Below are 11,185 nucleotides of genomic sequence, written 5' to 3' on the forward strand. Positions count from 1 at the left end.
CCTCCTCAGAGGCGGCGCAGGACCGCTGCGAGCTCCTGCGCGAACTTGCGTCGCCGGTACGGGTCCACGTAACACCCCACCTGTACCTCACGCCCGCCCGAGCGCAGCGTCACCAGCGCACGGAACGATTCACCCAGTTCGACCCGCACCCAGCGCGGGTTGAATTCTTGGCGCGTCACCCGAGTGCCGCTGGCTGTCTCCACGACCAGCATGCCGTCGGTAATGCTGACGCGCTCATAGTCTGTTGCATGGCGTGCATACACAAGCAGGGCGATCCCCAGTCCGATCAGCTCGATGCTGGCAAATGGCAGCACGAGCCAGGACCCTTGCCACGCAAAAAACAATGCGATGACAAGCGAAACAGTGAGGATCGAGAGGTAAAACCAGCCGACCTGGCGTGGAGACAGCGAGCAATTCCGCTTCATCAGCCAGTCGTGGGGCGTGGGAGGAGGTCCGTCGAGATTACCGCCGGAGTCACCACCTGCCGTCTGGAATGCGATACCCAAGTCTTGCATCGCCAACCACTCTGCATCGGATGCACACCCGGGACGATAGCGCCCGGGGCTGCACAGTGCAGGTGCAAAACCAGGACGTTCTTGTGCCAGGGGACCACTGCGACAAACTGGCGCATTATAGGGCGCTTCCCATACACGGACAAGGGCGCGCCTTGACCACTAGGCTTGCACGCCGCTTGATTCCATGCAAGGGCAAAAGCCCCACAATGTCCCTGCACGCCGCGCCAGTGCTCAGTCTGCGGCAATCTGTCGCACGCGCAAGTTAACTCTGTTTTAACCTGCCTGTCGCGGCTTTGCACGTCCAATCTTGTCCAGCGGCACCACTGCACGGCCCAGATCGTCGACTGCCTGCCTGCCGCGCGGCGGCAGTTTCCACGCGTGGCCGTAGACGATCTCGAAGGTCAGCGGGATCACGCCGTCTGCGTTTCGCCTGCGTTCCAGCGCCTGTGTCAGCGCCTGATACCAGCCGCGTCCGCGCAGGCCCTGCGGCAATGCGCCGGCCGGGCCGCGCAGGCCGCCGAAGGCCTGCACCTCGCGCAGCAGCGTGGCGGGCGACTCGTAGGTCACGGTCAGCGTCTCCATGTCCATCACGGGGGTTGACCAGCCGCTGTGCACCAGCATGTCGCCGATATCGTGCATGTCGACAAAGCGCAACGTATGGGGGGCGCCGTCGACTTCGACAAAAGCGCCGCGCAGTTCCTTCAGCGTGTCCGGGCCGAACAGCGAGAACAGCACCAGCCCCTCGTCACGCGTCACGCGGTGCCACTCCGGGAACACGCGGTGCGGCTCGGGATGCCAGTGCAGCGCCAGGTTCGACCACAGCAGGTCGAAGCTCGCGGGCGCAAAAGGCAGTGTGGCAAGATCGCCCTGGACCAGGTCGAACAGCGGGCGCTTGCCCAGCATGCGGCCGAGCCAGCCCGGCCGGCGCTGCGGGTCGCGCTGGCCGGCCTCGGCCAGCATCGCACCGGAAATATCGAGCCCGGCGATCTGCGCATCGGGGAAGCGCGCACGCAGCCCCGCCAGGCCCTGGCCATGGCCGCAGCCGATATCCAGCGCGCGCTGCGGCGCCAGGCGGATCACCTCCATGCGCTCCTGCATGCGGCGGCCGATCTCGCCCAGCAGGAAGTCGAGCTGGCCGAAGCCGCGGCTGCGCCGGTCGAAGGCCAGCCGGGTCAGGCGCGCGGGCGGCAGGAAAGCGTCGGGGGATTCAGCGGCATGCAGGGACACGGACAGACAGGGCAGCAAGAAGACCAGGAAGCGGCACAGGTGCAGGCACGGGCGCCGGACGACGGCGGCCGCCGGGCCCGATGGGCCGCGGCCGGACGGCAAGTATACGCGCGCGCCGCGCTGGCCGCCGGGCACGCCCTTGCCGGCATCCGGCAGGCGCTGCTGCCGAGCGCCTGCGCGCTGTGCGGCGCGGTGCAGCGCGACGTGGTGTGCGCGCCGTGCGCCACCGACCTGCTGCGCCCGGTGCGGCGCTGCCCGGCCTGCGCGCTGGCGCTGGGCCGCCACTACCACTGCCCGGCCTGCGCCGCGATGCCGCCGGCATTCGATCATGCCCACACGCTGGGCGACTACGCTTCACCGCAGGACAACCTGGTGCTGGCGCTGAAGTTCGGCCAGGCACTGCCGCTGGCGGGCTGGCTGGCGGCGCGGCTCGCTGCCGAAATGCCAGCGGTGTGGCAAAAAGCGCGGCTGGCGCCGCCCGACCTGCTTGCGCCGATTCCGCTGTCGCCGCAGCGCCTCGCCTCCCGGGGCTTCAACCAGGCCTGGGAAATTTGCCGGCCGCTGGCGCGGCGCCTTGGCTTGCGTGCCGATCCGGTGCTGCTGCAGCGCCAGCGCGATACCGGCAGCCAGCGGGCGCTGGACCTGGCCGCACGGCAGGTGAACCTGCGCGATGCGTTCCGGCTGGCACGGCCGGCGCGGCTGGACGGACTGCACGTGGCGCTGGTCGACGATGTGATGACTTCCGGTGCCACGCTGCACGAAGCCGCGCGCGTGCTCAAGGCGCAGGGCGCGGCCCTCGTCAGCGTGATCGTCGCGCTGCGCACGCCCTGACCGCGCCTGCCGGGATGACAGTGAATGGTGCGCGCGGTAAGCTGCGCACCGTTCTGACGAAGGGCAGCGCTCGCCCGAAATACCCCCGCATCATGTTCAACGTCGTCCTGGTCGAACCGGAAATCCCGCCCAACACCGGCAATGTGATCCGCCTGTGCGCCAATACCGGCGCACAGCTACACCTGGTCAAACCGCTGGGATTCCCGCTAGAGGATGCGCGCATGCGCCGCGCCGGGCTGGATTACCACGAGTACGCCACCATGCGCGTGCATGAGAGCTGGGACGCGCTGATGGCCAGCGAACAGCCCGATCCGACGCGCATGTTCGCGCTGACCACGCGCGGCTCGACCCCGTTCGGCCAGGTGGCGTTCCGGCCGGGGGACTGGTTTGTGTTTGGTTCCGAAACCCGGGGCCTGTCGCCCGAGCGCCGCGAGTGGTTTCCGCCGGCGCAGCGCATAAGGCTGCCGATGCGGCCGGACAACCGCAGCCTGAATTTGTCGAATACGGTCGCGGTGGTGGTGTTTGAAGCTTGGAGGCAGAACGGCTTCGCGGGTGGAAGCTGAATTGACGCCCACTGCTGGCGAACTTCGCACGCTGCCGGTTGGCTGCCCTCTCCCGCTTTCGAGAGGACATCCGTCTACTCCGCCTGCACCCCCGCCGCCCTGATCACCTTGTCCCAGCGCGCCTTCTCGCTCGCCATCGTCTGGCGCAGCGACGCCGGCGCGGTGCCTGCCGGCACGAAATACTGCGCCCGCATCTTGTCGCGCACGTCGGCGCTGCCGATGATCGCCACCAGTTCGCGGTAGAGCCGGTCGATGATCGCCTGCGGCGTGCCCGCCGGCGCCAGCACCGCCTGCCAAGAAATCGCCTCGAAGCCCGGATAGCCGGACTCCGCCACCGTCGGCACCGACGGCAGCACCGCAGTGCGCCCGGTGGTGGTCACGGCTAACACGCGCAGCTTGCCGGCATTGACCTGCGGCATCGCGATCGCCGGCACCATGAAGCCCGCCTGCACCTGACCGCCTACCATCGCCGCGGTGATCTGCGGGAAGCCGGGATATGGCACATGCTGCAGGTCGATGCCCGCGATCGCCTTGAGCTGCTCCATCGCCAGGTGCGAGGCGCTACCGTTGCCGGGCGAACCGTAGTTCAGCTCGCCCGGCTTCGAGCGCGCCAGCGCGACGAAATCGCGCAGGCTATGGACAGGCAGCCGCGCGTCAACCACCAGCACATTGGGCGAGGTCGCTACCAGCGTCACCGGCGCGAGCTGGCGGAACGGGTCGTAGTTCAGGTTGCGCGACAGCGTCGGCGCGGTAACCAGCGGGCCGTTGATGGTGAACAGCAGCGTATAGCCGTCGGGCGTGGCGCGCGCCACCATGCCGGTACCGATATTGCCGCCGGCACCGGGGCGGTTTTCCACCAGCACCGGCTGGCCCAGCGCGGCGGCCAGTTTTTCGGTGACGATGCGGGCGATCAGGTCGGGCGACGAGCCCGGCGGGAACGGCACCACCATGCGGATCGGCCGTGCGGGCCACGGTTGGGCCAGCGCGCTGGCGGTGGCGCCGGCGGCGCAGGCAGCAGCAAGCGCGATCAGCGCGTGGCGGCGGGTAGGCATGCGATAAGTAGGGTCAGGAAGGTTGGATTGCGCTGCGTCATTCGTCGCGCGCGTCGCGCTGCAGCAGCTGCGCGACCGCATCGGCGGCGCTCAGCCCGTCGAACAGCACACCGCACACGGCCCGCGCGATCGGCATTTCGACGCCGTTAGCCGAGGCCAGCTCGGCCACGGCCTGCGCGCAGCGCACGCCCTCGGCCACATGGCCCAGCTCGGCCAGGATCTGGTCCAGGCTCTGCCCCGCCGCGAGCTGCTGTCCGACCTTGCGGTTGCGCGACAGGTCGCCGGTGGCGGTCAGGATCAGGTCACCGACGCCGGCCAGGCCCATAAACGTCTCGACCCGCCCGCCCAGCGCCAGGCCCAGCCGCGTCATCTCGGCCAGCCCGCGCGTCACCAACGCGGCGCGCGCGTTCAGGCCCAGGCCCAGCCCGTCGCTGGCGCCGGTAGCAATCGCCAGCACGTTCTTGACCGCGCCGCCGACCTCGACGCCGGTCAGGTCGTCACTGCCGTAGATGCGCATCGCGTGGTGATGGAAGGCCCGCTGCGAGCGCTCTGCCAGCGATGGCACGCTGCCCGCCACCGTCAGCGCGCACGGCAGCCCCAGCGCCACCTCGCGCGCGAAGCTCGGTCCGGTCAGGACGCCGTAGTCGAAGCCTTCGGTGCGGCCAGCCGCGTCCAGTTCGGCGCGCACCATCTGGTGCGGCAGCAGGTGCGTGCCCGACTCGAAGCCCTTGCACAGCCACAGCATCGACACCGGCCGCGCGCTGCGCGTGGCCAGCCGGCGCGTCATTTCGCGCAAGCCCGACACCGGCGTGGCCACCACCACAATGCCGTCCGGATCGTCGGCGGCGTGCGCCACCGCAAGCTCGAAATCCTCTTGCACCGCGAGCTGCTCGGACAGGGTCACGCCCGGCAGGTAAGCGGCATTCTCGCGCGTGGCGGCAATTGCCGCGAGCTGCGCGGGGTCGCGCCCCCACAGCACCACGTCATTGGTGGCCGCGGCATGGCTGGCAAGCGCGGTGCCCCAGGCACCGGCACCGAGGAAGGTCAGTTTCATGGCAGCTCGATCGGAAGGTGGGCGCAGTCGATGGTAGTCCGGTCCAGGGCAGCGGGAAAGCCACGGGCCTCAAAGTCAAAACGGGGCCGCAGCCCCGTTCCGATGCAACGCTCCGCCGGGATCAGTGGCGGGCCTGGCTGCCGTCGGGCATCACGATGCCGCTGGCGCCGCCTTCGGCACCCTGGGCTTCTTCCATGGCCGCCTGCAGGCGTTGCTCGTACAGCGCCTGGAAGTTGATTTCCGACAGGTGGATGGCCTGGAAGCCGGCGCGGGTGATCACGTCGGCGATATTGCTGCGCAGGTACGGGTACAGGATGGTCGGGCAGGCGATGCCCAGCAGCGGATCCAGCTGCTCCACCGGCACGTTGCGGATATCGAAGATGCCGGCCTGGTGCGCTTCCACCAGGAAGGCCACCTTGTCCTGCACCTTGGTCGTCACGGTGCCGGTCACCACCACCTCGAAGATGCCTTCCTGCAGTTGCGAAGCGCCGACGTTGACCTGCACTTCCACCGACGGGGCTTCCGATTCCAGGAAGATGCCCGGCGAGTTGGGCTGCTCCAGCGACATGTCCTTCAGGTAGACGCGCTGGATATTGAAGAAGGGTTGATCGTCCTGCTGGGTGTTTTGCTGGTCGCTCATGAAAGGCTTCCGGGAGGATGGGCGTTGGGCGCGGCGGCCGCGGTGCCTGCTACGCGCAGGGCTGGCCGGTGCCCGGTTGGAAAAGTGGAAAGCGCATATGGTACATGACGCGGGTGGCGATTTCACCCGCGCGCGGACAAGCCGGCCCGGAATCAGATGGTTCCCAGTGCCGGCGCCCGCGTGGCGCCTCAGGCAGCCAGCAGCGGCACCAGGCCACCCTGGCGGTCCAGCGCCGACAGGTCGTCGAAGCCGCCCACGTGGGTCTCGTCGATATAGATTTGCGGCACCGTGCGCCGACCGGTACGGGACATCATCTCTTCGCGCTTGCCCGGCTCGCGGTCGATCAGGATCTTTTCGATCGTCTCCACGCCGCGGGACTTCAGCAGGCGCTCTGCCATAACGCAATACGGGCACACCATGGTGCTGTACATGACAACGCGGGCCATGCGGGTTCTCCTTGAATGCAATGCGGCGCGCGCACCGGCAGGGGCCGGAGCGGCGCGCGGTACGACTGATACGGGTGAGGGGCCGGGTTACTTCACCAGCGGCAGGCCCGCCTGCTGCCAGGCGGCGATGCCGCCCTCCAGCGCGTAGATCTCACTGTACCCGGCTTCCTTCAGCGCTGCCTGAGCCTTGCCCGAACCCTGGCCGGTCTGGCAGACGACGATGATGGGGGCCGCCTTGTCCTTTGCAAGGCCGGCCGCGCGGCTGGCCAGGTCGCCCAGCGGCGCGCTCTTGGCCTGCGGCAGGTGCCCCTTGGCATACTCGGCGGGTTCGCGGATGTCGACCACCACCGCCCCGCGCTTGTTGATCAGCTGGGTGGCGGCGACCGTATTGACGGACTTGGCGCCGGTGCTGCGCGAGATCGCGGGCCAGGCCAGCAGGCCGCCCGAGACCACGGCGAGGGCGATCAGAGCCAGGTTGTTGTAGTCGGCGAAGAAATTCACGTTGGCATTCCGGTAGGTTGGGTCGGCGGCATTATAAAATACGCGGTTTGGCGTCCGGGGCCTGCCGCTGCATGGCCAGCCGCCATTGTCGCCTGCCAGAGACATCGAAGTCCCGCAAGGGAACCATAAAGCTCTCGGAGTGACGGCACGGACGCATGCACAGGTTATCTACTCTCTGGAAGCAGCAGCATGTACAAGCTTGTCCTTATCCGCCACGGCGAGTCCACGTGGAACCTTGAAAACCGCTTCACCGGCTGGGTCGACGTCGACCTGACCGACACCGGCGCCGCCCAGGCCCGGCTGTCCGGCAAGCTGCTCAAGGATGCCGGCTACAGCTTTGACATCGCCTACACCTCGGTGCTCAAGCGCGCCATCCGCACGCTGTGGCACGTGCAGGACGAAATGGACCTGATGTGGATCCCGGTGCGCAATGAATGGCGCCTGAACGAGCGCCACTACGGCGCGCTGGCCGGCCTGAACAAGGCCGAGACCGCCGCCAAGTTCGGCGACGAGCAGGTGCTGGTGTGGCGCCGCAGCTATGACACCCCGCCGCCCGCGCTGGAGCCGACCGATCCGCGTGCCTCGTTCAACGATCCGCGCTACGCCGATGTGCCGCGCAACGAGATCCCGCTGACCGAGTGCCTGAAGGATACGGTGGCCCGCGTGCTGCCGCTGTGGAACGAATCCATCGCTCCCGACATCCAATCCGGCAAGCGTGTGGTCATTGCCGCTCACGGCAACAGCATCCGCGCGCTGGTGAAGTACCTGGACCAGATTTCGGATGACGACATCGTCGGACTCAATATTCCCAACGGCACCCCGCTTGTCTACGAGCTCGACGCCGACTTGCGCCCCCTGCGCCACTATTACCTGGGCGACCAGGATGCCATCGCCGCCTCGCTGGCGGCCGTGGCCAACCAGGGCAAGGCGCGCTGAAGCCGGACCGGGCGCCCGCATGCGCACGCGCGTGTGCGGCCGCCCACCCTGAACCGGGACGCGAACGGGGGCTCGGCAGGCCCCCTTCTCCACACGGACTTATACTGTCGGACAAACCGCCCGGCGCCGGGCGGCCGCAGCCGGCATAATCCCCACACGTACACTTCGTACACCAAGTACACGTTCAGGCAGCCCTCATGCGCAAGACGCTCAAGAACATCAGCCTAGTCTCTGTCGGCCTCGTCGCCGGCGTGCTCGCCACGCTGCAGATTTCGGCGACCGCACAGAACTCATCGGGGCCACTGCCGCTGGACCAGCTGCGGCTGATGGCCGATATCTTCGGGCAGATCAAGCGCGAGTACGTGGAGCCGGTCGATGACAAGAAGCTGCTGACCGAAGCCATCAAGGGCATGGTCGCCAGCCTCGACCCGCACTCGTCCTACCTCGACGAGAAGGACTTCAAGGAATTGCAGGAAGGCACGCGCGGCCGCTTTGCCGGGCTGGGCATCGAGATCTCGCAGGAAGAGGGCCTCGTCAAGGTGATCAACCCGATCGAGGACACGCCCGCGTTCCGCGCGGGCATCCAGCCGGGCGACCTGATCACCCGGATCGACGACAAGCCCGTGCGCGGCCTGCCGCTGGAACAGGCGGTCAAGCGCATGCGTGGCGAGCCCGGCACCAAGGTCACGCTGACCATCTACCGCAAGAGCGAGGAACGCACCTTCCCGGTCTCGATCACGCGCGCGGAGATCCGCGTGCAGTCGGTCAAGGCCAAGATGCTCGACAACAATGTCGGCTGGATTCGCCTGACCAGCTTCCAGGAACGCACCGTCTCCGACCTGGCCCGCAAGCTGGCCGAGATGGCGCAGAAGAACCCCAACATGAAGGGCCTGGTGCTGGACCTGCGCAACAACGGCGGCGGCGTGCTGCAGGGCGCAGTCGGCGTGGCTGCGGCCTTCCTGCCCGACGACGCCACGGTGGTGTCGACCAACGGCCAGGTGCCGGATGCCAAGCGCGTCTACAAGGCCTCGTACAACAACTACCGCCTGTCTTCGCTGGAGGACGATCCGCTCAAGGGCCTGCCCGCGATCTACAAGAAGATCCCGATGGTGGTGCTGACCAACGCTTACTCGGCCTCCGCATCGGAGATCGTGGCGGGCGCGCTGCAGGACCATCACCGCGCGCAGATCATGGGCAAGACCACCTTCGGCAAGGGCTCGGTGCAGACGGTGCGTCCGCTGACCAATGACACCGGCATCAAGCTGACCATCGCGTACTACTACACGCCGAGCGGCAAGTCGATCCAGGCCAAGGGCATCCGCCCGGATATCCCGGTGGACCAGAACCCCGAGGGCGATCCTGACGACGCGCTGATTACGCGCGAGATCGACACCGAGCGCCACCTGCACAACAAGCAGGAATCGGAAGCGCCGGAAATGACCGAGCGCGAGCAGCGCCGCGTGGAAGAACTGCGCCGCCTGGAAGAAGAGAACGCCAAGAAGACGCCGGAAGAGCGCGAGAAGGACCGCCGCAAGAAGCCGGTGGAATTCGGTACGGCCGACGATTTCATGCTGCAGCAGGCCATTGCCCAGCTCAACGGCCAGCCGGTCAAGCGCTCCAAGTCGAAGCTGGAAACCAATCCGCCGGCCGACAACGGCAAGGCAGCCAGGCCCTCGGGCAAGAGCGGCGCCAAGGGCGGCGCCAGCGTTCCGGCCGCCAAGCCGGCAGCGCCGGCCCCCGGCAAGCAACCGCCGGCGAGCGCGCCGATCGGCGAACCGCTGGGTACGCCGACGGGCAAGGCGCCTTGAAGCTTCTCCTTGCTGCTGGTTTGCTTCCCTCTCCCGCTTGCGGGAGAGGGGCCGGAGGGTGAGTGCAGGCGTGTCAAAGGCTGAGGGCGGTGGGTTAAAACCGTTGGCCTTGCTTGATGTGGCTCCTAGCTAAACCACCCCTCACCCCGGTCCCTTCTCCCCCTGAGGGGAGAGGGAGAACACCTTGCTTAGGCTAGTTCGGGCGGCTTGGGAGCACCCAAAACCGTTCTCCTCTTCCGCGCATAGAGGAACACCATCATGAGCGACGACGGCCTCAACGACGAACAACTGCTGCGCTATTCGCGCCACATCCTGCTCGACGAGCTTGGCATCGAAGGCCAGCGCCGCCTGCTGGCCGGCCATGCGCTCGTAATCGGCGCCGGCGGCCTGGGCGCCGCCGCACTCCCCTTCCTCGCCTCGGCCGGCGTAGGCCGCATCACCGTGGTCGACAACGACGAGGTCGACCTGACCAACCTGCAGCGCCAGATCATCCACACCACCGCCAACGTGGGCCGGCCCAAGGTCGATTCCGCGCGCGAAGGCATGCTGCGCATCAACCCGGGGCTTGAAATCGTCACTGTGCCCGCGCGCGTCGGCGATGCCGAGCTCGACCAGCTCGTCGCCACCGCCGACGTGGTGCTCGATTGCTGCGACAACTTCGCCACGCGCCAGGCAGTCAACCGCGCCTGCGTACGCCACAAGGTGCCGCTGGTATCGGGCGCCGCTCTGCGCTTCGACGGCCAGATCAGCGTATTCGACCGCCGCCAGCCCGACGCACCTTGCTACGCCTGCCTCTTCCCACCGGCCGAACCCGCGCCCGAAGTCGCCTGCGCCACCATGGGCGTGTTCGCGCCGCTGGTCGGCATGGTCGGCACGGTGCAGGCGGCCGAGGCACTGAAGCTGCTCGCCGGCGTCGGCGACAGCCTGGCGGGCCGGCTGCTGATGGTCAACGCGCTGTCGATGGAGTGGACCACGATGCGGCTGGCGCGAACGCCGGATTGCCCGGTGTGCGCCGGGCATTGAGCCAGCGAAGCCGATCCCTGCACTGCAGTCCAGCATATTGGCGACCCAATCGGACTGACGTCCCAAGGGCGCAACCGCGCCTTACCGTGCAAGGCCAACCGTGTTGGCCACCCTCCCCCATTTACAGTGACCAGCATTCGCCGGCCATCCCAAGCCGTATGACCTGAGTCAAAGCTCTGAACAACCCGCATTAGCGCTGTCGAATTAGAATATCGCCGATATTTTTGTCATATCTACCACTTATTGAAGTTAGAATGATTCGGCATGGTGGGGCGAGCGCCCACCCGGAAGGCCCTGCTGGGCCGCGACCTTGGACAGCGAATGGATGCAGCTACCCTCTTCCAGCATCTTTTTTCCCCCGCCCATCGGCTGTACGCATTGGCAGGTGATGGGCCGGTCCAGGAACTGGCGGTAGAGGCCTGGATCGGCCGCGAGGCAGTCTCGGCGCTGTTCGAATGGCGTATCGTCGCGGTCAGCGCCAACGCCAATATTGCCCTGGACAGCCTGCTCGGCCAGCGCGTAACGCTGCTGACCACGCTCGCAGGCGGCGGCCAGGCGCGCCGCACCGGCCTGATCCGCCAGGCCGAAA

General features: G+C 67.5%; 13 protein-coding genes. 6 read left to right on the top strand and 7 right to left on the bottom strand.

Annotated features, from left to right (window positions below; genetic code table 11):
- Positions 1 to 5 precede the first annotated feature (5 nt).
- Together AB1I47_RS32295 and AB1I47_RS32300 are read right to left on the bottom strand one after the other, a co-directional pair.
- Complete coding sequence (locus tag AB1I47_RS32295) at positions 6 to 515, bottom strand: DUF2244 domain-containing protein (RefSeq protein ID WP_354687742.1); 510 nt, start codon at positions 513 to 515, stop codon at positions 6 to 8.
- A 273-nt stretch (positions 516 to 788) separates the two neighbouring features.
- Positions 789 to 1,742: a methyltransferase domain-containing protein gene (locus AB1I47_RS32300; RefSeq protein ID WP_354687731.1), complete on the bottom strand. Its 954-nt coding sequence runs from the start codon at positions 1,740 to 1,742 to the stop codon at positions 789 to 791.
- On the opposite strand from AB1I47_RS32300, the gene AB1I47_RS32305 reads away from it, so the two are divergent.
- Positions 1,731 to 2,573 (top strand): ComF family protein, encoded by an 843-nt coding sequence (locus AB1I47_RS32305; protein WP_354687732.1) that lies wholly within the window; start codon positions 1,731 to 1,733, stop codon positions 2,571 to 2,573. The two genes, AB1I47_RS32300 and AB1I47_RS32305, sit on opposite strands and share 12 nt — an antisense overlap.
- Positions 2,574 to 2,665: 92 nt before the next feature.
- On the top strand, positions 2,666 to 3,136 hold the full coding sequence (gene trmL, locus AB1I47_RS32310; RefSeq protein WP_354687733.1) for a tRNA (uridine(34)/cytosine(34)/5-carboxymethylaminomethyluridine(34)-2'-O)-methyltransferase TrmL: 471 nt from the start codon (positions 2,666 to 2,668) through the stop codon (positions 3,134 to 3,136).
- Positions 3,137 to 3,210: 74 nt separating this feature from the next.
- On the opposite strand, the gene AB1I47_RS32315 is transcribed toward trmL, so the two are convergent.
- From AB1I47_RS32315 to AB1I47_RS32335, 5 genes are all read right to left on the bottom strand, one after another.
- Positions 3,211 to 4,188 carry a Bug family tripartite tricarboxylate transporter substrate binding protein gene (locus AB1I47_RS32315; RefSeq protein ID WP_354687734.1) on the bottom strand — a complete coding sequence of 326 codons (978 nt, stop codon included), beginning with the start codon at positions 4,186 to 4,188 and terminating at the stop codon, positions 3,211 to 3,213.
- Positions 4,189 to 4,225: 37 nt separating this feature from the next.
- The gene (locus AB1I47_RS32320) at positions 4,226 to 5,242 is read right to left on the bottom strand and encodes an NAD(P)H-dependent glycerol-3-phosphate dehydrogenase (RefSeq protein ID WP_354687735.1); all 1,017 of its coding nucleotides are present in this window, start codon (positions 5,240 to 5,242) and stop codon (positions 4,226 to 4,228) included.
- 121 nt (positions 5,243 to 5,363) lie between these two features.
- Positions 5,364 to 5,882, bottom strand: coding sequence for a protein-export chaperone SecB (secB, locus tag AB1I47_RS32325; protein WP_354687736.1), 519 nt, complete (start codon positions 5,880 to 5,882; stop codon positions 5,364 to 5,366).
- Between the two features lie 188 nt (positions 5,883 to 6,070).
- Positions 6,071 to 6,328 carry a glutaredoxin 3 gene (gene grxC, locus AB1I47_RS32330; RefSeq protein WP_354687737.1) on the bottom strand — a complete coding sequence of 86 codons (258 nt, stop codon included), beginning with the start codon at positions 6,326 to 6,328 and terminating at the stop codon, positions 6,071 to 6,073.
- An 87-nt stretch (positions 6,329 to 6,415) separates the two neighbouring features.
- A complete protein-coding gene (locus tag AB1I47_RS32335; RefSeq protein WP_354687738.1) occupies positions 6,416 to 6,829 on the bottom strand; it encodes a rhodanese-like domain-containing protein in 414 nt (137 codons plus the stop codon).
- Positions 6,830 to 7,018: 189 nt separating this feature from the next.
- Between AB1I47_RS32335 and gpmA the strand changes: the two genes are divergently transcribed.
- The 4 genes from gpmA to AB1I47_RS32355 form a co-directional block, all read left to right on the top strand.
- Complete coding sequence (gene gpmA, locus AB1I47_RS32340) at positions 7,019 to 7,765, top strand: 2,3-diphosphoglycerate-dependent phosphoglycerate mutase (protein ID WP_354687739.1); 747 nt, start codon at positions 7,019 to 7,021, stop codon at positions 7,763 to 7,765.
- 197 nt (positions 7,766 to 7,962) lie between these two features.
- Positions 7,963 to 9,573, top strand: a complete 1,611-nt coding sequence (locus AB1I47_RS32345) for a S41 family peptidase (RefSeq protein ID WP_354687740.1) — start codon at positions 7,963 to 7,965, stop codon at positions 9,571 to 9,573.
- Positions 9,574 to 9,831: 258 nt separating this feature from the next.
- Positions 9,832 to 10,596: a HesA/MoeB/ThiF family protein gene (locus AB1I47_RS32350; protein WP_042883932.1), complete on the top strand. Its 765-nt coding sequence runs from the start codon at positions 9,832 to 9,834 to the stop codon at positions 10,594 to 10,596.
- Positions 10,597 to 10,917: 321 nt separating this feature from the next.
- Positions 10,918 to 11,185: contractile injection system protein, VgrG/Pvc8 family (locus AB1I47_RS32355; protein ID WP_354687741.1), on the top strand; the 268-nt coding region annotated here is incomplete at its 3' end.

This window comes from Cupriavidus necator, assembly GCF_040578825.1.
GTDB classification, from domain to species: Bacteria; Pseudomonadota; Gammaproteobacteria; order Burkholderiales; family Burkholderiaceae; genus Cupriavidus; species Cupriavidus necator_E.